Source organism: Streptomyces sp. NPDC048171 (assembly GCF_043202655.1).
Taxonomy (GTDB): domain Bacteria; phylum Actinomycetota; class Actinomycetes; order Streptomycetales; family Streptomycetaceae; genus Streptomyces.
This window is the reverse complement of sequence record NZ_JBIDAU010000009.1, coordinates 243,968-265,961: the sequence shown is the minus strand read 5'-3', so window position 1 is coordinate 265,961 and position 21,994 is coordinate 243,968. Positions and strand designations below refer to the sequence as shown.

The 21,994-nt window shown below is 73.5% G+C and carries 12 protein-coding genes and 1 pseudogene; 3 read left to right on the top strand and 10 right to left on the bottom strand.

Features of this window, described 5'->3' with window-relative positions; translation table 11 throughout:
* Positions 1 to 69: 69 nt before the first annotated feature.
* The 6 genes from ACGF3J_RS26125 to ACGF3J_RS26100 all read right to left on the bottom strand — a co-directional run bounded on the left by ACGF3J_RS26125 (position 70) and on the right by ACGF3J_RS26100 (position 14,302).
* The gene (locus ACGF3J_RS26125) at positions 70 to 2,106 is read right to left on the bottom strand and encodes a hypothetical protein (protein WP_393854939.1); all 2,037 of its coding nucleotides are present in this window, start codon (positions 2,104 to 2,106) and stop codon (positions 70 to 72) included.
* Positions 2,103 to 5,849, bottom strand: coding sequence for a DUF5682 family protein (locus tag ACGF3J_RS26120; RefSeq protein ID WP_393854938.1), 3,747 nt, complete (start codon positions 5,847 to 5,849; stop codon positions 2,103 to 2,105). The genes ACGF3J_RS26125 and ACGF3J_RS26120 overlap by 4 nt, the downstream gene beginning before the upstream one ends.
* A 5-nt stretch (positions 5,850 to 5,854) precedes the next feature.
* On the bottom strand, positions 5,855 to 7,024 hold the full coding sequence (locus tag ACGF3J_RS26115; protein ID WP_393854937.1) for an AAA family ATPase: 1,170 nt from the start codon (positions 7,022 to 7,024) through the stop codon (positions 5,855 to 5,857).
* 133 nt (positions 7,025 to 7,157) lie between these two features.
* Entirely contained in the window at positions 7,158 to 12,245 is a 5,088-nt protein-coding gene (locus ACGF3J_RS26110) for a hypothetical protein (protein ID WP_393854973.1), read from the bottom strand.
* 5 nt (positions 12,246 to 12,250) lie between these two features.
* Complete coding sequence (locus tag ACGF3J_RS26105; protein ID WP_393854936.1) at positions 12,251 to 13,105, bottom strand: DUF4132 domain-containing protein; 855 nt, start codon at positions 13,103 to 13,105, stop codon at positions 12,251 to 12,253.
* 111 nt (positions 13,106 to 13,216) lie between these two features.
* Positions 13,217 to 14,302 (bottom strand): MerR family transcriptional regulator, encoded by a 1,086-nt coding sequence (locus ACGF3J_RS26100; RefSeq protein WP_393854935.1) that lies wholly within the window; start codon positions 14,300 to 14,302, stop codon positions 13,217 to 13,219.
* Between the two features lie 160 nt (positions 14,303 to 14,462).
* Between ACGF3J_RS26100 and ACGF3J_RS26095 the strand changes: the two genes are divergently transcribed.
* Entirely contained in the window at positions 14,463 to 15,158 is a 696-nt protein-coding gene (locus ACGF3J_RS26095) for a YqjF family protein (RefSeq protein ID WP_393854972.1), read from the top strand.
* 13 nt (positions 15,159 to 15,171) lie between these two features.
* Here ACGF3J_RS26095 and ACGF3J_RS26090 read toward each other — a convergent pair whose 3' ends face one another.
* Positions 15,172 to 16,401 (bottom strand): metallophosphoesterase, encoded by a 1,230-nt coding sequence (locus ACGF3J_RS26090; protein ID WP_393854934.1) that lies wholly within the window; start codon positions 16,399 to 16,401, stop codon positions 15,172 to 15,174.
* A gap of 301 nt (positions 16,402 to 16,702) precedes the next feature.
* On the opposite strand from ACGF3J_RS26090, the gene ACGF3J_RS26085 reads away from it, so the two are divergent.
* Positions 16,703 to 18,124: a DEAD/DEAH box helicase gene (locus ACGF3J_RS26085; RefSeq protein WP_161329886.1), complete on the top strand. Its 1,422-nt coding sequence runs from the start codon at positions 16,703 to 16,705 to the stop codon at positions 18,122 to 18,124.
* 256 nt (positions 18,125 to 18,380) lie between these two features.
* Here the strand turns inward: ACGF3J_RS26085 and ACGF3J_RS26080 are convergent, their stop codons facing one another.
* Complete coding sequence (locus ACGF3J_RS26080; protein ID WP_161329885.1) at positions 18,381 to 20,066, bottom strand: ribonuclease J; 1,686 nt, start codon at positions 20,064 to 20,066, stop codon at positions 18,381 to 18,383.
* Between the two features lie 467 nt (positions 20,067 to 20,533).
* Between ACGF3J_RS26080 and ACGF3J_RS26075 the strand changes: the two genes are divergently transcribed.
* Positions 20,534 to 21,022: a GNAT family N-acetyltransferase gene (locus ACGF3J_RS26075; protein ID WP_161329884.1), complete on the top strand. Its 489-nt coding sequence runs from the start codon at positions 20,534 to 20,536 to the stop codon at positions 21,020 to 21,022.
* A gap of 147 nt (positions 21,023 to 21,169) precedes the next feature.
* Here ACGF3J_RS26075 and ACGF3J_RS26070 read toward each other — a convergent pair.
* Both ACGF3J_RS26070 and ACGF3J_RS26065 read right to left on the bottom strand, forming a co-directional pair.
* Positions 21,170 to 21,313: pseudogene (locus tag ACGF3J_RS26070) on the bottom strand (helix-turn-helix domain-containing protein); the annotation flags it as partial.
* Entirely contained in the window at positions 21,313 to 21,804 is a 492-nt protein-coding gene (locus tag ACGF3J_RS26065) for a DUF2975 domain-containing protein (RefSeq protein WP_161329883.1), read from the bottom strand. The gene ACGF3J_RS26065 and the pseudogene ACGF3J_RS26070, both read right to left, overlap by 1 nt.
* Positions 21,805 to 21,994 lie beyond the last annotated feature (190 nt).

Genomic DNA, 21,994 nt, shown 5'->3' with positions numbered 1-21,994 from the left:
TCCGATACTACGGCGACCCGCGCCGCTCAGCGGGCGGATCGGGTGGGTGGTGCCGCTGAGCGGGGCGCCTCACTGTCGTCCGGTCCTCGTGCCCGACCCCGGTGCCTGGTCCGTGGGCTTGGCCGGGGCGGCCCTGGGCGCGGATTCGTCCGGCCCGGAGGGGGCCGTGGTGGGGCTCGCGGTCTGGTCCGTGGTGGGGGCCGCGGCGGGGCTCGCGGTCTGGTCGGTGGTGGGGTCCGTGGTCTGGTTCGTGGTGGGGTCCGCGGTCTGGTCCGTGGTGGGGTCCGCGCCCCACGCGGCGGCGCACAGGGTGCGGTCGAGGGACTCCGTGTACACGGCGGCGCCGAGCCAGGCGCGGACGAAGCGGCCGGTGTCGGCCGGGAGCAGCCGGCCGAAGGAGTCGCGTGCGCGGTCCGCCGCGGTGGTGTGCAGTTCGGCGAGAAGCTCACCCGCGGTGCCCAGGCCGTACCGCCGCAGCCGTGCGACCTCGGCATCCCGGTCGCCGGGGAACGCCAGCACCCGGCGCCCTCCGGAGACGGCCTGCATGACCCGGCGTCGCAGCAGGTGGACCGGGGCGTCGTCGACGGCGGGCGGGGGTTCGTGAGGCGGGGGGTTGTGCGGGGGAGGGGGCGGGGGTGACGGCTCGTGCGACGGCTGATGCGACGGCTGGGTCTGCTGGAGCGGCACGGTGGGCAGGTCGGCGCGGCGGAGACGGTCCAGGCCGAGATCGACGCGTCTGCCGGAGTCGGTGGGATGGCTCACGGCCAGCAGCGTGGCGCGGGGGAGCGGGCCGGGGCTGAGCCGGGCGACGACGCGAAGCCGCATGCCCGGCACGGAGGCGAGGAGGCGCAGGTTCTCGCGGTGAGGCAGCGCCGGATGGTCGTGGGCGGCGGCGAGCCGGAGCCGGAGGCCGCCGCAGTCCGCGACCAGACACTCACCCGCCGCCTCCCGGACGGTGCCGACAAGTGTGACGTCGAGGAAGAGCAGGTCACGGTCTTCCCGCGCTTCCCTTCCGTCCGGGGCGTCCCTCAGGGAGCGGGAGATCTGCTCCGGCACAGGTACCGCCCACAGGCGGTCCAGGGGTTCGCTGTCCCAGCCGACGCCGGACGCGCGCACGGCCCTTACGCCCGCGCCCGCGCCGAGGCGGCCCGTCGGGGAGACGGTCGCCCCGGACACGGCGAGTCCCGCGCGGGAGAGCTCACGGTGCGTCAGGGCCGTGTCGCCGAGGCGCACGGCCCGGTCCGCCGCGCCCGTGGCCCGCTCGGCGCCGCCCGGCGCCACGTCCGAGACCGTGTAGAGACGGCCCGCAGCATCGGCGGTCCACGTGACCGCGCCCGCGTAGCCGGTCGCCGAGAGGACCGGCTCGGCGAAGACCCCGTACAGACGCAGGGAACCGTCCGGGCTGTACGGCTGCCGTACGCTGCCGCGCAGTGCGGCGAGTTCGGGACCGGTGGCGTCGGGGAGGCGGTGCGCGAGGGCGAGTACGTCGCGCAGGGCCGCCGTGAGATCGGTGAGCCGGTAGTCGGGGTCGCCGCCGCGCGCCGCGCGCAACGCCGTGACCACGGCGACGGCCCGGCTCGCGGCCCTGGGCAGCCCCGCGAGCCGCGCGGTGTGCGCAGCCCGCAGCAACTCGGCCTGGAGCACGGCACCGGCTCCGTCGGTACCGGCCTCCAGCACCGCGGCGGCCGCGTCGTGCAGGGCGGCCGAGGCCGTGCGCTGGGCTGGGGTGGCCGCTTCGGGAGGGGCGGAGTCCTGACTGGAGGGAGCGGGCTCCTTGAGGCCCGTCGCGGGGTTTTCCGTGGGGGGCGGGGCCGTGGGGTCGGCGACCGGGGCCACGGATGCCGCGGCGGCGCGGTGCAGGCAGTCGGGCGCGAGCAGGCACCCGCAGCGGATCCCCTCGGCGCTGGTCACGACCCCGTCGGGGGCGTGCAGCTCGAGGGCGGTGTCGTCGTCCAGGGCGATCCGCACCATGTCGCCCTCCCGGGCCACAGGCCGTGCCGCCACCTTCGCGGCACCCGCGTTCAGCCGCTTGCGCAGCCTGGGCGTCAGTGCCGCGACGAGCTGGGCCGTCACCGAGGGAGCGACCTTCGGAAGGTGGGCGTTCATCCGATCTTCTCCCCTACCCAGCCGGCGAGTTCGAGGGGGCTGAGGGCGGCGACCGGCATGCCCGCCGCGACGAGCTGCCCGGCGACCGCGGTGGAGTACCGGGGCCGGCCGGTGTCGTCGAGGCTCGCGCAGCCCAGGACGTGGCAGCCGCTCCCGGCCAGGGCGCGTACCTCGGCGAGCAGGCCACCGACGGGATAGCCCTCCTCGAAGTCGCTGATGACCACCACGAGTGTGCGGGACGGCACCGTGACTAGTTCGCGGGCGTGCCGCAGTCCCGCGGCGATGTGGGTGCCGCCGCCCACGCTCACCTCGAGCAGCAGGGACAGCGGGTCGTGGACGTGGTCCGTGAGGTCCATGACCTCCGTGGAGAAGGCCAGGAAATGCGTGGACAGGGTGGGCACTCCGGCCAGGACCGACGCGGTGAGGGCGGCCCAGACCGTGGACGCCTCCATCGACCCCGACACGTCCGTCACGAGGATCAGCCGCCAGTCGGAGGCCCTTCTGGCCCGGGTACGGAAGACGGGGTGTTCCGGAACGACCAGCACCTTGCCGTCCGGTCCACGGCGTGCGGAGGCCAGGTTGGCCCGCAGGGTGCGGGGCAGGTCGAGGCCGCCTCCCGGACGGCGGCTGGGCCGCGGCAGGACGGCGCCGTGCAGCGCGGGGCGCAGCCGCGTGGCCAACTGCCTGGTCAACGCCTCCACCAGACGCCGTACCAGTGGCCGCAGCGCGGCCAGCCGTGCCTCGGGCAGACCACCCGCGTGCCGCAGGACCGTGCGCAGCAGATCGACGGACGGCCGCACACTGTCCGGGTCGAGTTCCGCCAGGACGTCCGGTCGGCCCGCCGCCGCCAGCACCTCCTCGCGGACCCCCGGCCCGAACAGCGCCCTCAGCTCCTCCGACCATTCCCTCACGCTCGGATAGGAGACTTCCCGGCCGCCACCGCCGCCGTCGCGCCCGGGGCCGTTCAGCTCACCCCGGCTGCCCTCGCCCCGTCCGCTGCCGTACAACTCGTCGAGCGCGGTGGCCGGTGCGCCGGCCGACGGGGGCAACTTGTCGGTGCGGCGGCCGAGTACGAGCCGCCAGCGGTCGACGGGAGCGAGGTGGTGGAGCGCGGGGTCGTAGGTCTCGTCCGTCGGGGAAGGGGGCGGGGTCGGGGGCCGGATCGAGAGCGGGGTGGAAGTGCGGGCCGGCGTCGAGGCCGGCGCTGAGGGCCGGCGGGACGGCGGTGCCGGGTCCGCGGGCTGGGTGGGCGAGGGCAATAGGCCGAGGCCGCCCAGCGTGGCCCGCGCCGTGAGGTCCGCTCGGGTCCACACGGCGAGGGCGGCGGGGTCCATGCGACCCAGGTCGGCCAAGTGGCCCCGCTTCGCCCTGCCGGCCGGACCTTCGATGTCCAAGCGCTCCTCGACAGCCGAGAGAAGCCGGTCGCGGGCGGCCGGGCTCAGCGTGTCGAAGCCGCCGCGCAAGGCGGGCAGCCGGTGCAGGAAGTCCCGGTCGGACAGCCCGGACACCCGGTCGAGCAGCGGCTCCAGCGCCGGTGCCGCCGATTCCAGCAGGGTGCCCGCGGCCGTGAGCAGACCAGTGAGCCGCGCGGTGAGCGCGGAGCGGGACTCGCGGTCGGTCGCCGTGTCGACCCAGGAGGCGACCCGGCGGCCGAGGACGTCCGGGTCCTCGTGCCCCAGGAGGACCCGGACCGCACCCGCGGCGCCACGCATCAAGGGCGATCCCTCCCCCGCGAGCCGGGCAAGGGCGCCGGTCAGGCGGACACCGCCGAGGACGTCCGCGCGGTGCGCGAGTTGCAGCAGCGCGTGCGCGTCCGCCGGGTCCTCGGCACCGGCGAGACCGTCCACCTGGCGCACCGCGGCTGCGGTGAGGACATCGGCCACGGCATAGGCCCGGACGGCACGGTCCTTGTCGAGGCCGAGCCCCGCGACGTGCCCCGCGCGCAGACGGTCCAGCAGGCCCAGCCCGGTGAGGAGTTCGGGCAGCGTGGCCGAGGCGGGCAGCACGTCGGCGGCCTCCGCCAGGCGGGCGTCCGTCAGCTCGGGCAGGCCGCACTCCGCCGCCTGCCGGAGTCCGTCCAGCGTCTGCGCCGCCATGGGACCGCCCTCGTCGAGCTCCGTCCGCCGGCGCTCGCGCAGGACACCCTCGGCGGCCTGGGCGGGCGTGACGCCGTGCACACCGGCCGCTGACAGCACGGCCTCGGTCGCCGGGGTCCAACGCACCTCCCACCGCGTCGTCAATGCCTCGGCGCCGCCCGTACCGACGACGGCCCTCAGCTCGCCGTACGGTACCCCGCACACCGTCAGGCGCCGCAGCAGCAGGTCGCGGTCACGGTCGAGGTCGGAGCGCAGGGGATCCAGCCGCAGCTCCTTGGCTGTCGCATGCGGTCCACTCGTCCCACCGGTTGCCCCAGGGGCCGTACCACCGGGCCTCGGGCCGGGCAGTCCCAGTCTCGACAGCTCGGTCTCGACCGCCGGGGCGAGTCCGCTGCGCGGCGCGCCCGGCGCCGGACGTCCGCCGCGGTTGCCGACGAGGACGCGCTCCATCGCGCGGGCGACGGCCCGCCCCCTGCCGTACGGCTCGCCCTGCGCGAGCACCGTCTGCACCGCCTCGACCAGTTCGCCCCGGCCCGCCGCGGGCAGCCCTCGCAACCGGGCCAGGTCCGAGGCCAACCTCGTGATCTCGCGCGCGTCCGCGGGCCCCGACGGATGCCCGAGGCCGCGCAGCTCCGCGCACACCCGTACGGCCGCGCGCGTCAGCGCCTCCTCCAGCGCGTCCGGGTCGCCCGCCGCCCGCACCACCAGGTGCTGCCACTCGGGGTCCCGGATGCCCGCCGGGTACCCGGACCGTTCGTCCAGGAGGGCGTAGGTGTACGGGATCAGGGACGTGGTCCACTCGGACTGCTCGGCGTCGCCGGGAGCACCCGGCACGGCACCGGCAGCACCCGGCACGGCACCGGCCGCACCGGTCGCCTCGGCCGCACCGGTCACCTCGGCCTCACCGGCCGGGGACAGCAGCGCCGGGGCGTGGAAGGCGCCGACGACCACGGCGGCCCGCGCGCCGTCGGCGGTGGCGGCGCCCAGACGGGACCGCATCCAGCCCTCACGCCGCAGATCCAGTTCGGGCACCCCTCCCGAGGACACGGCCTCCTCGCGCAGTGCCCACCCCGTGAGGAGCGCGGCGCGACGCAGCGCCTCCGGCTCGGATCCCGGAGCGGTGGCCTCGACGAGACGGTCCCACAGGTCCTCACCGGGGCGACCGGTGAGCCGGGCCCGGAGGGCGGTGGTGAGCCCGGAGCAGGGGGCCTCCGGTGCCGTGGGTGAGGCAGGCGCGCCCGGCCGCCTCCCCGCACGCCACGCGCGGTCGGCCAACGGCAGGTCGCACGCGACGACCGGGACACCGCGCCGGTAGGCCCAGCGCACGGCGGCCAGTTCGGGTGAGAAGTCGGCGAACGGGTAGAAGGCCGGCCCTCCGCCCTCCCGCGGACCGGCGGCGGCGAGGGCCACCGGCGCCCGTGTCTCCTCGTGTCCCAGCCACGGCAGCCAGTCCTGCATCTCGGTGGGCAGCTCGACCAGGAGGATGTCCGGTGCGGCCGCGTCCAGCAGCGCGGGCACGGCCGCGGCCAGCGACGGCGCGTGGTGCCGTACGCCGATGAGGTAGGGCGCGTCCGGGCCGGTGAGCGCGGCCACCGCTTCGTCCGGGGACGGCGACGCGGCGAGCGGGGTGGGCGGAGAGACTGACACGGGTGTCAGCCCTCCAGAACCGTGCGCAGGTCCCACAGGGTGCGCCAAGTGGCCGAACCCTGCTCCGCGCGGCGCCGGACCGGACCGTCCCAGTAGCCGCGCAGCCGGGCCGCGTCGGCCGGGTCGTCCTTGCGGACCACTCCGAGGAGGTGTCCCGGGAGCAGCCCGAGCACGTCCCGGTCCCCGGGGAAGTAGGCCGCCGCCAACCCGAGCGCGCCCGCGACGGACACGGCCTCGGCGGTGCTCATCACGGTGGACGGCCGCTCGACCTCCCAGCCCTCCGCCGAACGGCCCTCACGCAGGTCACGGAAGGCGACGACAAGCGCCTCCAGGACGGCCTCGTCCACCTGGAACGGCGCTCCGGCACGCTCGACCGAGGCCCGCGCCTGACTGCGGACCAGCGCCGTCTCGGCGTCGAGGTCCGGAATGGGGCCGACCGTCTCGAAGTTGAACCGGCGCTTGAGGGCCGCCGACATCTCGGAGACTCCCTTGTCGCGCAGGTTGGCGGTGGCGATCAGGTTGAAACCGGGCGTGGCGTGCGCCAGGGCGTCGTCCGTGCCCGAGAGTTCGGGGACGGCGATGCGCCGTTCGGAGAGCAGGGAGACCAGGGCGTCCTGCACCTCCGGCAGGCAGCGGGTCACCTCCTCGACACGGGCGATGCCGCCCCGGGACATGGCGGTCAGGACGGGGGAGGGGACGAGGGCAGTGCGGCTGGGGCCCTGGGCCAGCAGCAAGGCGTAGTTCCAGCCGTACTTGAGCTGGTCCTCGGTCGTACCCGCCGTGCCCTGCACGACCAGCCCGCTCGTGCCGCAGACGGCCGCCGACAGCAACTCGGACAGCATGGACTTGGCGGTACCGGGCTCGCCCACCAGCAGCAGTCCGCGCTCCCCGGCGAGCGTGACGACACACCGCTCCACCAGGGCCCGGTCGCCGACGAACTTGCCCTCAACCACCAGCCGGCGGGGTACGCCCACGGGTGCCCGGGCGTCATCGGGCAGCCGCAGGGCACGGCCGTCGCTGCCCATGACGAACGTGACCACGGCCCGGGGCGTGAGCCGCCAGGCGGGCGGGCGCGGGCCGTCGTCGTAGGCGGCGAGGAAGGCCAGTTCGGTGGCGTACCGGTCCTCGGGCGGGACGATCTGGCGGGTGGTGTCCGGGGAGAGCGTGGCGGTCATCGAGGGGTCTTCCGGTGGGCTCGGACAGAGGGAGTGGAGCGGTCGCGTGGCGGGCGCGAGCACATCGCCGCTGCGGCTGCGGCCGCGGCTGCGGGCGCGGGGGTGGGTGCCTGGCCGGGCGCGTGCACGGTCGTCATCGGCGACGGCCCTTCCGCGTGGCACGGGTGGTCAGTTCCTCGTAGGCGGGCGCGTCCTGGGCCCGCACCCGGTCCCAGGCACGGGCGAACAGCTCGGGTACCGGGAGCGGCGGAACCGCCCGCAGCCCTTCGCGAACCGGGTAGAGACCCTCCTTCCACGTCTCCACCGGCAGGGCGGGCGCCTTGAGGTCGCGCCAGCCGCACGGCAGGAAGAGGGAACGGCCGGCCCGCGACCGCTTGGCCTCGACCACCAGCGCCGTGGCCGCGAGTTCGGCCCGGGCCTTCTTCATCCGGGCGGGCCGCCACCCGGTCCACCGGGCGACGTTGCGGTCCGTCGGGTCGGGCAGCGCGAGCAGTTGCAGGTACAGCGCCGCAGCGTCCTCGCTCAGGCCGTGCTCCGAGGCGACCTCCGCGACGAGCGCCGGAACGCTGACCGTGGGGTCCTGCGCGGGTCCGGCGGGCCCCGCGGGGTCCTGACCGGCGGACAGGGCCCGGGCCAGTTCCTCACCCAGGACGGCCCGCAAGGCCCGCGCACCGGAACCGCGCGCGGCACCCACCAGCCCCTCCAACAGCCCGAACACGGCGTCGTCCGGCCCGGTGAGGCCCGCCGGACGCACCAGCACGGTCTCGTTGTCGCCGTGCCAGGGGCGCAGGACGAGAGCCTCACCGACCCGCGTCGTCCCGTCCGCGTCGGCGCCTCCCGAGGTGGGCAGACCGTAGGCCTTCCGCAGCTCGGCGGCGGTGGTTCCGCCCTTCTCGGTCCACCCGACGTCCAGGTCGAGCAGCAGTCCCGGGTCGGCGAGGCGGCGGCGCAGCGCGGCCAGGCCCTCCGGCAGGGCCGCGCGCAGCGGATGGCCCCAGGGCAGGGCATAGGCGAGTGAGGTGAGGGATGCGACCGCACCGGTCAGGGCGTGGCGTCCGGGTACCGCGGCGGGGTCCTCCGCGACGAGCCGGCCGTCGTTGTCGGGGCGCTGGACCGTGGTGCGACTGAGCCACGCGGTGCGTGCCGGGTTGAGGACCGCCTCCGCGGATCCGGTCGGCAGACCGTCGAGCGCGGAAGCCAGGTCCTCGGGCACACGGACGAGGGAGCCGAGGCGCGCGGCCCACGTCCGGCCCGCGGCACCCGTGTCCGGCCCGGTCGTCCACAGCTCGGCCGGGTCGTCGGGCAGCAGGGCGCCGACGAGCGCGGCCCGCTCCGTGGCGGGGAGCGTGTTCAGCATGGCATTGCCCGCGTCCAGTTGACGGGGCTTGAGCCCTACCGCGGCCAGCGTCCCGGCGTCGAGCTTCTCCGGCTGTCCGGCGAGCAGGATCGTGGCCTGGAGCGGTCCCACCCCGGCGTGCGTCGACGTGGCCAGTGCGGTGGGTGCCTCCGGCTGCCAGGGCGCGGCCCCCTTGTCCCGGACCAACCGGGTGACGGCAGCGAGGGTGTCGGCTGTGAGCGCCGGAGTGTGCCGCGTCTCGCGCTCCAGCGTGAAGTGGGCGACGGCCCCGAACACGCCCGCCGGATCGTGGTCGAGAGCCAGCCAGTTGACCCGCTCGCGTCCGTAGTCGATGTTCTGGCAGCCGAGGACGACCACGGCCCGGCCGTCCCGGCGCAGTACCTGCCCGGCCCGCTCCCGCTGGCTGCGCTTGTCGTGCGGCTCGCTCAGGACGATCTCCCGGAGCCCGTGCCCGGGTGCGGCGAGCGGCCCTTCGCCGAGGGCCTCGAACAGCAGGAGCAGCGCCTCCCTTTCGGCCGTGGGGACGGTCGGCGCCGCCGCGCGGTAGGCCAGCGGTCGCAGCACGGTCAGCAGGGACGGCCACACCAGGCCGATGCGCGGGACGGTGTGCTCGTCGCTGTGCCAGCCGTCGCGGAGGGTGTCCAGACGGGTGCGCTCGGGCAACGGCCTGCCGTCGGCGGGATGTCCCGAGAGCACGTGGTTCACGGCGCGGATCTGGCGTAGTGCCGTCCACTGGTGGTCGCCGCCCCAGGCCCCCCACATGTGGGACAGGCCCCGGGTGGCCGTGCGCAGGGTGTGGTCGTCGCCGTGCTCGGGGCGGTAGTCCGCGAACATGCCCTCGGTCCGCTTCCGTTCCCGCTTCGGCTGTTCGACGGGAGGCGTCACGAACCGGTCGACCGTGTCGGCGATCTGGAGCGTCGTGCGGACCAGGGCCGTCACACCGGCCAGGATCCGCTCGTCCGTGAGGCCGGGCAGAGACCGGGAGACGGCCTGCCGCACGACCTCCTCGGCGGACGGCACGGTGGGCTTGACCGCGGTGGTGCCGCCGTCCGGCCCGTCGCCCTCGCCCGCGGCCTTCACCAGCGCCTGCCGGTCGACCAGTGCACGTGCCGCCTCGCTCAGTACCTGGGCGGCCTGCTCGTCGGTGCAGGCCCGCAGTACCCTCGACGCGCCCTCGTCCCGCGGGCGCAGGGCGTGCCAGAAGGCGACCGGCGGCACCAGCGGGGTACCGGCGGCGAACTCACCGCCGCGCTCGTGCGGTGTCACCCGGCCGAGTTCACCGGCCCGCGTACCTTCGTCCTGCGCGAACAGCGTGATCTGGCGTCGCGTCCGGGCGACGACGGGGGCGGCGCCACCGGGCAGCCGCAGCGCACCGAGCGGGACGAGACGTTCGCTGTGCCGGGCGGCGGTGAGCGTGACGGTGCGTCCGTCGGGTGTCCCCGTGGTCGTGCGCGCCTCGTCGGCCTCGTCCTCGGCACGCACCCAGCGGCCGAGTACGGTGCCATCGGTGCCGAACGGGCTCTGCTCCAAACCGGGTTGCAGGGGCAGCACCTCGCACCGGTCCTGCAACAGCGACGCGCCGTCCCGGATGCCGGAGCGCAGGAGGACGGGCAGGGACGCGCGCCCGTGTGAGCCCGTCGCCGGGTCGTACTCCAGCCACACGTGCTGCCGTCCGTGCCGGCCCTGGCGCCAGTACGAGGTGCCGTCCCCGATCACCGGACGGGTGGTGGGCAGGACGGTGTCCCCGGCGTGCAGGGTGCGACCGCCGGTGGCGCGGCCCCCACCGGGCAGCGGGACGGACGGGGCGACCGCGTCGTCGTTGCGCCACCAGTGCGAGATCCGCTCACCGGTGAGGGTGACCACCTCGGACGGCCGGTTGGACCAGTAGCCGCGCTGCTTGCCGTCGTGCCACCACACCACCAGCAGCTCGCCGTCGCTGTAGCGGAACTGCGGGCGTTGCCAGCGGTCCAGGTCGGCAGGGAGGCGCGCGTCGTGTTCGAGGAGAATCGCGTCCGGGCCCACGACGACCGCCTTGTGCCCGCGGCTGAGGATCAGGCAGGGCCACGCCTCGTTCACGATGAGCGTGTTGTCGCGATCCTTGCTCTGGCGGGTCTCGGTGTCGAGGATCCGCAGGGCTTCTTCGAGGGCGGGCCAGCCGAGTTCGTCGAGGATGCCGGCCCGCAGGGTACGGGCGAGCAGCGGGGCCGTCTCGCAGGCGGCGGCTCGGGCGACGGCTGCCGGGTTGACCCGGGGCGCGACCGGCCGGAAGGGGCTCAGCCGGTGCAGTGCCTCGCGGGCGCCGGGCAGTCCCCTCGCGTCGGCCAGTTGCCCGACCGCGCCGTCCAGCCACTCCCGCAGTACGTCGCGGAGTACGGGGTGGTCGGCGAGGTGCTCCAGTACCGAGCCCGACTGCCGGTGGTGGCTCGTGGCACCGACCGCCCTCAGCAGGAGGGGCCGAAGCCTCGGGTCCGCCGCGAGGGCTGCCAGATCGCGTCGTCCGGGATCGGTGTCGCGCACCCAGCGGTCCAGCCCGAGGTGGACCTCGGTGCCGGGATCCGGGAGCGCGAGAGGGATGTCCAACGCCACGCACAGGTCCAGCAGGCCGATGTCGGCACCCACCTGCCGACGGCCGGTGAAGAGGTCGACGGTCCGCCCGTCGGCCCTCAGCCGGGCCGCCATCCGGGAGACGAGAGCGAGCGTGGTGGGGGAGCTGTCGCACGTCGTGGCACCGTGCTTGCGATGGGCGGCCCAACGGCCGAGCCAGGCCGCGGCGTCAACGGCGACCGTCGTGTCCTCCCCGGTGAGCAGCCGGTCGGCGCCGCACTCGGTGAGCAGCGCCAGCCAGAACTCGTCGCTCTTGGCACCGCGATCGAGCCCGGCAGGCATGATCTCCAGCAGCCGCTCACGGACGGCCGGCCGCCGCTCGGCCAGGGCGGTCAGGGTCGTGCGGTAGGCGGTCCAGAAGGAGGCGGGTGCCCGGACGGCGGCGGGCGAGGCGACCAGGTCGGCGACGAGATCGCCCTCCGTCTCCACCTTGGGCAGTCCGGCCGCCTTGATCAGCACACGCGCGTCCTGCGGGAGAGACGCGTACGGCGGCATGCCGGCCGCGCAGCGCTCCACCGCCAACTGCCGGAACTGGGCCCACGCCTCGGCGGCGTCCAGCCGGTCGGCGAGATCCTTCACATGCTGCTTCAGCGCCTTGACCGTGAGCGCCCCGGCGAAGGCGAACTCCAGGAAGACCGCCCGCTGCCGGTCCTCGTCGACGGTGAGCGCGTGCACCCGCTCGGCGTCACGGGCCTTGCCGAAGAAGGCCGCGGCGTACGTGGTGTTGTCGTACTGGAGGAAGATCCGCGCGGCCTGCTCGTAGAAGGTGGGCAGGAAGTGGGGCACGGCCCGGCCGAGCCGTTCGCCGAGCTGCTCGAAGCCCTCCTTGGCGGTGCCGGGGCGGGACTTGGCCTGGCGCGCGAGCCGCTCGACGTCCTTGACCAGGGCGAGCGCGTGGTGCCCGTTGGCCGGGTCGTTGACCAGCGCCCAGGCGGGGAAGCCGAGGGTCTCCCGCCTGATCTGCCCGACCTCCTCGGTCTCCGCGTCCCGCACGAGTCCGAGGAAGTCCAGGGCGAGGTCCTCCGCCTCACCGAGGGTGCCGGGCACGAGCCGGACGACGCTCCGGTCGCCGAGCGCGGCATGGCTGTAGGTGCGCACAGTGAGCGTGTCGGCGTCCTCCCGCCGCGTACTGCCCGGCGGCAGGAGGGCCCCGGCGTCGAGCAGGCCGGCGATGGTGGCGTCGTCGTGGGCGGTGCCCCCATCCGCGGCGGTGCCCCCGCGTGCGGTGGTGTGGGCGTCGGCCGCCCCGGTGGCGTTCACGGTGTTCACGCGGCGCGCTCCTCGTCCTCGATGTCGCGGCCCGCGTACAGCGCGGCGGCCATGCGCATGCCCTCCGACCAGGCCACCGGCCCGATCCGGCCCAGCCTCAGCTCGCGTCCCGCGGCGTCGGCCCAGGTCAGCGGGCCCGTCTCGGTCTCCTCATAGCTGTCGTAGTCGCCGACCCACACCCGGGCCTCCACGCTCCGGCCGTCCTCCCAGGCGGAGCAGACGGCGTACCCGCCGCGCACGCGGTGGCCCAGCTGGGTGACCCGCCCGTGCAGGAAGCGCAGTTCCTTGAACGTGCCGCCCGCGTACTGCTCGACGGACGTGGCGTCGGCGTCCAGCGCCGCGGGGCGGTGCCACACCTCGCGGAAGAGCTGCTGGGCCCGCTGCTCGACGCCGAGTTCGACGGCGAACTCCCGCAGATCCTCCAGGTCTTCGAGGAGCACGGGGTGCGGCAGACGGACGAGGGAGGGGGAGATGCGCACCGTGTCCCCGTCGAGGTCGACGAGGCCGAGACCTCGCTCGGGGTCGGCGTCCCGCAGGAAGCCCGCGACCTCGCCGTCGGCGCCGGTGACGACGAGATCGCGCAGCGCGGACCGCCAGGCGGGGTCGGCCCACACCCGGGTGAGGACGTCGAGGGGAACGGGCAGCGACCGCACCATCCATCGCTCGACGTCGGTGAGGCACTGGCGTTCGTGCCGCTCCAGCCACTCGACGAGCTGCCGCAGCCCGACCACGGCCGGATCGTCCGCGAGCTTGGCCGGCACCGACTTCAGCCGTCGCCCCGCCGCGTTGTGGCAGACCACCTTCCCGTCGTCCAGGGCGACCTCGTAGTCCCCGGCCGTCACCCACCCCATGAGTGCCTCCCCGCACCGCAGTGATCAACTGCTGAAAACTGTAGGCGAGACCACTGACAACGCGGTCGGCGCAGGGGACGGCCGGGGCGGAGAGGCGGGCCTGGGCTGCCCTCAGTCGTCCAGGCGGACCGGCATCAGCAGCGAGAACGTGTCCTCCTCGTCGGTCCGCCGGATCGCGAGCGGCGCGGTGGGGGCGCCCAGCTCCAGCACGAGCTGGTCCCGCCCCGCGGCGGCGAGCGCGTCCAGCAGGAACCCGCGGTCCACGGCGACGACGTCCCGGCCCTCGTCGCCCTCCCCGCACACGGCCACGGTTCCGTCCTCGGCCACGTCGAGCACACTCATCTCCCGCGCGGTACCGCCCTCTTCGCGCACCTCACCGGCGCGGACGGGCCCGTCCTCCAGGGCCGTCCGGAAGGCGGCCACGTCGACGACGGCGCGCCGTCCGGCCGGCAGTCGCACCAGCCGCCGGTAGTCGGGGAAGTCGTACGCGAGGCGCGGCCCGGCCGCCTGGCGGTCCCCGGCCTCCACCGTGACCCGGTCACCCTGCACGCCCAGGTGGACGGGCCCGTCGCCGCCCAGCAGGGCGCGCATGGCGTCCACGAGCGGGGCGGGCACGATGACCTGGTCACGTGGCCCGCCGTGCCCGGTGGCACTCGTGCGCGCGACGGCCATCCGGTACCGGTCGGTGGCCACGACGTGCAGCGTGTCGCCCTCCATGTCGAACAGGACCCCGCCGAGCATCGGCAGCTCGGGGTCGGCGCCGACGGCGAACCGGACCGCGTCGAGCGCGGCGGCCAGCCCGTCGGCGGGGACGGACAGCCGGACGGTGTCGGTACGGGGCGAAGCGGTCATGGGATTCTCCCTCTGGTCGAGCAGGACTCGGAGTGCGGAGAACTCGCTGCGGGCATCGGCCAGCCCACGTTCGAGCCGGCGCAGGTGCGCCTGGAGGAGCCCGCGCACGAGGTCCGTGTCCGAGCCGGACCAGCCGGCCAGCACCAGCCGGATGTCCGCCAACGGCATCCCGGCCCGCCGCAGCCGCGCCAGCAGCCGGGCCTCCTCCAACTGCCCCGGCGCGTACCAGCGGTAGCCGCTCACCGGATCCACCCAGGCCGGCACCAGTACACCGGCGCGGTCGTAGAACCGCAGGGCGCTCACGCCCAGTCCGCTGTCGCGGGCCATCTCCCCAATGCTGCGCATCTCGCTCTCCACGTCCGGAACCCTGGGCCCTTGACCAGGTCGAGGGTCAATCCCGGACCGGATGCACCGGGCCCCCCTCAGGACGCGCCCTCGCGTCTGCCATTCTTGCGCCGTGCAGAAGCCCAGCGCCGTCACTCCCGACGCTCCCGCACCGATACGCATGCCACTCCTCACCCAGGAGTGGCTCGACCTCGCCTTCGTCCACTGGGCCGTGGATCCCGCCGACGTGGCGGGACTCATGCCGCGCGGCACCGTCCCCGACACGCACGACGGGCTCACGTACGTCGGGCTGGTCGCCTTCCGGATGCACAGGGTCGGCTGGTTCCGGTTGCCCGGGGTCCCGTACCTGGGCTCGTTCCCGGAGACCAACGTCCGCCTGTACAGCGTGGACGCCCATGGCCGTCGCGGCGTGGTCTTCCGGTCGATGGACGCCTCGCGGCTGATCCCGGTGGTGATGGGGCGCGTCGCCTTCCGGCTGCCCTACCTGTGGTCCCGGATGAGCGTCCGCACCGTCGGCGACACCGTGTCCTACACCAGCTCCCGCCGCTGGCCCGGCCCGCGTGGGGCCCACAGCCGGATCACCGTACGGCCCGGCGAACGCATCCACGAGCCGACCGCCCTGGAGCACTTCCTCACCGCCCGCTGGGGCATGCACAACATGTTCTTCGGCGGGGCGGCGTACCTGCCCAACCATCACCCCCGCTGGCCTCTGCACCGGGCCCGGCTCGTCAGGTGCGACGAGGACCTGGTCGCGGGCGCCGGGATCGAGCCCCCCACCGGTGCCCCGGTGAGCGTCCTGTACTCGCCCGGCGTCCCCGTCCGCCTGGGCCGCCCCGCCCTCGCGGCGAAATCGTGACCCCCACCGATTCCTACGTCGACGCGGGCGGGCCCGGGGAGCGGAGCACCAGCAGGGTGATCTCGCTGGGGGCGAAGACGCGGAACGGCGGGCCCCAGAAGCCGGTGCCGCGGCTGGTGTAGAGGAGCGTGCGGGAGCCGTGCTCACTGAGGCCGGCGAGGGCGGGCTGGTCGAGGCGGACGAGGTGGTGGAAGGGCCAGATCTGCCCGCCATGGGTGTGACCGGAGAGCTGGAGGTCGATGCCGGCGGCTGCCGCGCGGTCGACGAACTTGGGCTGGTGCGCCAGGAGCAGGACGGGCAGGTCGGGGTCGGCGCCGTCCAGGGCCCCGGCGAGGTGGGCGCGGTGGCCCGCCAGGCCGGAGGACTCGGCGGTGACGTCGTCCACCCCCGCGACCACGAGGGTGTCGCCTCCGCGTTCGAGCAGCACATGGCGGTTGCGCAGCGGCTCCCAGCCCAGCTCGTCCATCAGGTCGACCCAGCCCTGCGCCTCGCTGTAGTACTCGTGGTTGCCGGTGACGTAGACCCTGGCATGGGTTGCCCGGACGGTCCCGAGCGGGGCGGCCTGGGCGCGGCGGCGTTCGGCCGTGCCGTCCGCGATGTCACCGGTGTGGCAGACCAGGTCGGCCTCCAGGGTGTTCACCGTCTCGCACACCCGCGCCGACCAGCGGGCGCGATCGAGGGGACCGTAGTGCGTGTCGGTGATGAGGGCGACGCGAGTGCCGTCCAACCCGGTTCCCAGCCTGGGGAGTTGCACGTCGAGCCGGCGCACGCGTGGCACGCGGCGGGCCTCGGCGTACCCCCAGGCGAGCAGTACGGCGGTCACGCCGAGAACGGCCCAGGTGACGATGCGGGCCCGGTCCTGCCCCTCGCCGACGCCCGCCACGGTCAGGGCGAGCCGCAGGAGGACGCCGAGCAGGACGGACCACGTGAACAGAACCCAGCCGACGCCCAGCAGGGTGTCTCCGACGATCGCCGCCCGGTCCTGCTGACGCCGGCCGTGGCCGCGCGCCATCGCGAGCGGCATCCCGACGAGGCCGAGCACGAACAGTGCGCTGGCGACCAGCGTGACGGACAGCGGCCAGTGCTGCCCGGCGTACAGGAGCACCCAGCAGGGCACGGCCCACAGGAGAACGGGGGCGACCAGCGGGAGGTAGCGCATCAGGCGGTGCAGTCGGCTCTGCCGCGCAGTTCCCGCTTCGCTGTCGGCGGGTCGGGTGTCGCTGGTGTCGCTGGTGTCGGTCACGCTGCCCCTCTCTGACCATGGCGGCCGTCTCGCGCACTGTATCCGGTCGCCCTCGGGCAGACCGGACCGGCGGTGAGGGGCACCGCACGTCGGGAACCCGACCCCGGGCTCTGGAAGAATCCGAGTTTCCGAGCGCTGCAAGAACAGAGAAGGATCTTCGTCTGCCGGTGCGCGGCGGGCCCCGTGCTAGCGTTGAGCGTTTGCAGGGTCGCTGTGTCGGTACTCCGTCCGGTGTTCCTTGCTGTTGACCGCGTCCCCGCCGCGCCTTCCTCGGTACGGTCCCTTCGGAGGAAGGCTCTCTGTGAGCGAATCAGCACGTGTCGATGCCCGGCGGCAGGACAGTGTGTCCGAGGCGGCGAGCGCCGCTTCGACGCAGCCCACGGTGGCGTCCTTCGCACAGCTGGGGCTACCGGCCGAGCTTCTGCGGACGCTGGACGAGCACGGTGTGACTGTGCCCTTTCCCATCCAGGCGGCGGCGCTGCCGAACGCGCTCGCGGGACAGGACGTCCTGGGCCGGGGCCGTACAGGTTCCGGCAAGACACTCGCCTTCGGCCTGGGGATGCTCGCCCGGACGGCCGGGCAGCGCGCGCAGCCCAAGGAGCCGCTGGCGCTCGTTCTGGTGCCCACCAGGGAGCTGGCACAGCAGGTCGGTGAGGCACTCACCCCATACGCCGAGGCGCTGCGGCTACGGCTCGCGACCGTGGTGGGTGGAGTGTCCATCGGACGGCAGACCGCCGCGCTGCGGGACGGCGCCGAGATCGTCGTCGCAACGCCCGGCCGGCTGCACGACCTCATCGAGCGCAAGGGCTGCCGACTGGGACGAGTCCGCATCACGGTCCTGGACGAGGCCGACCAGATGTGTGACATGGGTTTCCTGCCGCAGGTCACCGAGATCCTGGACCAGGTGCGTTCCGACGGGCAGCGGATGCTGTTCTCCGCCACCCTCGACCATGACGTCGACCACCTGGTGCAGCAGTACCTGCGCGCCCCCGCCGTCCACTCCGTGGACCCCTCGTGCAGCGCGGTGTCCGCGATCGAGCACCACGTCTTCGTCGTGCACGACCCGGACCGGTACGCCGTGGCCACGGAGATCGCCGCCCGGGACGGGCGCGTCCTGATGTTCCTGGACACCAAGCACGGCGTCGACCAGCTCACGCGGCATCTCCGCGCCAGCGGCGTGGCCGCCGCCGCACTGCACAGCGGGAAGTCCCAGCCGCAGCGCACCCGGACCTTGGCCCAGTTCAGGAACGGGCAGGTCACCTCACTGGTGGCGACGAACGTCGCCGCACGCGGCCTGCACGTCGACGACCTCGACCTCGTGGTCAACGTCGACCCGGCCACCGACCCCAAGGACTATCTGCACCGCGCCGGCCGCACGGCTCGGGCCGGTCGCTTCGGCACCGTCGTGACACTCGTACTGTCGGGGCAGCGCCGCGAGACGAGCCAGGTCATGACGGACGCCGACGTCGCTCCCAAGGTCACCAAAGTGCGGTCGGGCGAGGCGGAACTGAGCCGGATCACCGGCGCAAGGGCTCCCTCCGGAGAGCCTCTCGACGGCGGGTCGCCTGCATCGCGCCCCAAGAACCACAACGCCCCGTTCCGCGGCCTGGGCAGCGCCAAGGACGCGAAGAGCGGATCCGGTGGCAGGTCGTCGCGCAAAAGCAGCGAGGCCCGCAAGCTCGCGGAGGCCCGCAAGGCGGCTCGGGTGCGGCGCGGCGGCTGAGCCCGGCTTCCCGGAGGCCGAGAGGTGTGTTCGTCTGCGCTGCTGGACGGACCTGCGGGACGGGATACCGGCCGGGGGATCAGCCGCAGTCGTCCCGCTTGTCGAGGGGACGGCCAGGCGAGGACACCGACCTTGCGCGGCGCACGGCCGGCGTCCTGGAAGCGCACCGACCTTGCGCGGCGCACGGTCGGCGTCCTGGAAGCGGTCCATGCCGGCTCGACCACGGACCAGCCCGGCTCGTGCTCCGGGCTGTGGCTCAGGCGTCGATGATGACCGGGATGATGAGGGGCTTTCGGCGGTGGGTGCGGAACGCCCAGTTCGCCACGGCGCGAGCGAGGAGCTGTTCGAGTTGGCGCGCGTCCCCGACGCCTTCCTCGGCCGCGGTCGCCAGGGTCTTCTCGATGACGGGGATGACCGGTTCGAAGGTGGTGTCGTCGTGGACGAAGCCGCGGGCCAGGAAGTCGGGGGCCTCGGCGAGGGCGCCGGTGTCCGCGTCGACGATCGCCACCACTGTGACGACGCCTTCCTCCGCGAGGGTGAGGCGGTCCTTGAGGGACGCCTCGGTGGCGCCGCCGACTTCCATGCCGTCCACGTAGACGTTGCCGGCGGGCACCTTGCCGGTGATGGAGGCCCGCCCGGCGACGAGGTCGACGACGACGCCGTCCTCGGCGATCACGACACGGTCGGGATCGACGCCGGTACGGACGGCGAGGTCGCCGTTGGCCTGCAGGTGGCGCCATTCGCCGTGCACGGGCATGACGTTGCGCGGTTTGACGATGTTGTAGCAGTAGACGAGTTCGCCGGCGCTGGCGTGCCCGGAGACGTGCACCTTGGCGTTGCCCTTGTGGACCACGTGGGCGCCCCACCGGGTGAGTCCGTTGATCACCCGGTAGATGGCGTTCTCGTTGCCGGGGATGAGGGAGCTGGCGAGCAGGACGGTATCGCCCTTGCCGATGCGGATCATGTGGTCGCGGTTTGCCATCCGTGACAGCGCGGCCATCGGTTCGCCCTGGGAGCCGGTACACACCAGAGTGATCTTGTGGTCCGGGAGCTTCTCCAGCTCCTTCGTGCTGACGACCAGACCGGACGGGACCTTCAGATAGCCCAGGTCGCGGGCGATTCCCATGTTGCGGACCATCGACCGGCCGACGAAGGCGACCTTGCGGCCGTGCTGGTGGGCGGCGTCCAGGACCTGCTGGATGCGGTGCACATGGCTGGCGAAGCTGGAGACGATGACCCGGCGCGGCGCGGTTCGCATCACCTGCTCGATCGCCGGGTTCAGCTCACGCTCAGAGGTGGTGAAGCCGGGTACTTCGGCATTGGTGGAGTCGGTGAGGAACAGATCGACGCCCTCCTCGCCGAGGCGGGCGAAGGCGCGCAGGTCGGTGATGCGGTCGTCGAGAGGGAACTGGTCCATCTTGAAGTCGCCGGTGTGCAGCACCATGCCGGCGCCGGTGCGGATCGCGACCGCGAGGCTGTCCGGGATGGAGTGGTTGACCGCCACGAACTCGAGGTCGAAGGGTCCGAAGCCGCGCCGGTCGCTCTCCCGCACCCGTTTTGTGCGCGGCCGGATGCCGTGTTCCTTGAGCTTGGCCTCCAGGAACGCGAGCGTCAGCTTGGAGCCGACGACGGGAATGTCGGACCGCTCGCGCAGCAGATACGGCAGACCGCCGATGTGGTCCTCGTGGCCGTGGGTGAGCACCACGGCCACGATGTCGTCCAGCCGGTCCCGAATCGAGGTGAAGTCCGGCAGGATCACGTCCACGCCTGGCTGGGTCTCCTCGGGGAACAGCACGCCGCAGTCTACAATGAGCAGCTTGCCGGCGTACTCGAACACGGTCATGTTGCGGCCGATCTCACCCAGGCCGCCCAGGGCGATGACCCGCAGCCCTCCTTCGGGAAGGGGCGGCGCGGCTTTCAGCTCGGGGTGTGGATGGCTCATACCTTGACGGTACCCGGAGAGCGGGACGAGGTGATCCATTGCCTGTGCGATCTCTCCGTCCCGCGGGGCGCGGCACCCTCACCGGCTGTCCCGGGACGACCGCGTCACGTCGGCAGCCGGTACAGCGACTGGTGAAGGCGGGACCGCCTTCCGTGGGTGAACCGGCGGGGCATCCGATCGCTGTCTCACCGAAAGGACCACTCGATGCGGAGCGGCAGCAGGATGGTCGAGCCTGTGCACCCGAGCGGTTCTGCGCGGAGGCCGCCCGCAGAGCGCGTGTCCGGGTCCTTCAGCGAGCGGTGCGGGCCAGGAGCCCGCGGCTGAACCGCCCCGAGGGGCGACGCGAAATCGTCCGATGCCTCGAACGATACGCTGCCCGGGAGGTCCTCCACCTGGTCAGGCCCGCGCAGCCATGCCCGACCTCAGGGGAACATTCTGACGGGACCGCGGTGCGGCATACTTTCCCGATGGGTTCACGCACTTCCCCGATCAGCGGGCCGATCACGATACGGAGGGCAGTCGCGCGGGATGCCAAACGGCTCACGCGGCTGGTACGTGGCTCCGGCGCCTACGAGGGCAAGTACGCGGCCGCAGTGGCGGGCTACCGGGTCGGTCCTGATTACATCGAAGCCCACCGCGCCTTCGTAGCCGTCGGTGCCGACGAGCATGAAGGCCGGGTCCTCGGGTTCTACTCGCTCGTCCTTGCACCGCCGGAGCTCGATCTGCTGTTCGTCGCCGACGAAGCGCAAGGCCGCGGTATTGGACGGCTGCTCGTCGAGCACATGCAGTCCGAGGCCCGTGCGGCCGGGATCGACCGTGTCAAGGTCGTGTCGCATCTTCCCGCCGAAGACTTCTACCACCGCGTGGGTGCGGTGCGGACCGGGACCGCGCGCGCGAACCCGCCCGCCGTGCCGTGGGATCGTCCCGAGTTCGAGTTCTGCCTTGCTTCGGCATGACGCGGTATGCCGGTTCGCGGAACACCGGCTTCGTCTGCATGGCTGCTGCCAGAGTTCGGCGCGCGGCTGCGGACCGTCATGACGACGCTGCCCAGGTCGATGTCGAACGCACACACGTCGTAGCCGGCGTGCGCCGGACGGCGGCACGAGGGTCGCGAAGCGCACCGCCTTGGCGCAGCCGTTCTCAAGTGCCGTCAGATCGGCGGGCGTGACCCCTACGTGGTCCACGAGCTCGCCCACGGACATCTTCCGTCTGGCCGACATCACGTTGATGTCGGCAGCGATCGGCATCAGATCACCTCGTTCAGCTCAGCCTGCATCTGCGACGCTTCGACGTCGCGCGCGACGGCCTGGGCGAGCAGCATCCGCAGCACGAGGACGATGAGCGCGACCCCCAGGATGGCCACACCGATCCCGCCCATGATGACGGTGACGCCCGGGTCGTCCCGTTGGCCCGGCGCATTGATGATCGTGACCGCGAACCACAGGAGGGCAGCCCCGACGAACGCGCCGATCACGCCGTCCACGTACCGGAAGGCGGCGTGGGAGAACACCGTTCCGCGTCTCACCATCGTCGCCAGCCGCCACAGGCAGATCAGGGCGACCTGGGCCGACAGCATGCCCAGGACCGTGATGACCCGCAGCGGGGTCAGCGGGAGTGACCCGTCCTCGGGGTCGCTCCCGCTGGCCAATGTCCACACCATCAGTGCCTGCACGAACACGGTGCCGACGAGCAACAGCACGAGCACGGCGCCCAGTGCACGCACGGCCAGCTTTCCCATGACCCACCTTCCCATCGAAACGCGATGGGAATCTATCGAAAGTCGATAGATGCAGCAAGAGCTGAGAAAGGTGAGCGGCACATCGCGCGACGACATGCCGTTGCCGCCCCCTGTGGTGTGGCGCGGTCGCACGAACCATCTTGATCTAACTCCGGGAGGGGCGTTGCTCGCCCACCGCGGATCCGACTGG

What these genes read in the sequence shown, in the direction of transcription:
- ACGF3J_RS26125 (WP_393854939.1), bottom strand. Translation starts at nt 2,106, where the DNA reads ATGAACGCCCACCTTCCGAAGGTCGCTCCCTCGGTGACGGCCCAGCTC.
- ACGF3J_RS26115 (WP_393854937.1), bottom strand. Translation starts at nt 7,024, where the DNA reads ATGACCGCCACGCTCTCCCCGGACACCACCCGCCAGATCGTCCCGCCC.
- ACGF3J_RS26105 (WP_393854936.1), bottom strand. Translation starts at nt 13,105, where the DNA reads ATGGGGTGGGTGACGGCCGGGGACTACGAGGTCGCCCTGGACGACGGG.
- ACGF3J_RS26100 (WP_393854935.1), bottom strand. Translation starts at nt 14,302, where the DNA reads ATGCGCAGCATTGGGGAGATGGCCCGCGACAGCGGACTGGGCGTGAGC.
- ACGF3J_RS26095 (WP_393854972.1), top strand. Translation starts at nt 14,463, where the DNA reads ATGCCACTCCTCACCCAGGAGTGGCTCGACCTCGCCTTCGTCCACTGG.
- ACGF3J_RS26080 (WP_161329885.1), bottom strand. Translation starts at nt 20,066, where the DNA reads ATGAGCCATCCACACCCCGAGCTGAAAGCCGCGCCGCCCCTTCCCGAA.
- ACGF3J_RS26075 (WP_161329884.1), top strand. Translation starts at nt 20,534, where the DNA reads ATGGGTTCACGCACTTCCCCGATCAGCGGGCCGATCACGATACGGAGG.
- ACGF3J_RS26065 (WP_161329883.1), bottom strand. Translation starts at nt 21,804, where the DNA reads ATGGGAAAGCTGGCCGTGCGTGCACTGGGCGCCGTGCTCGTGCTGTTG.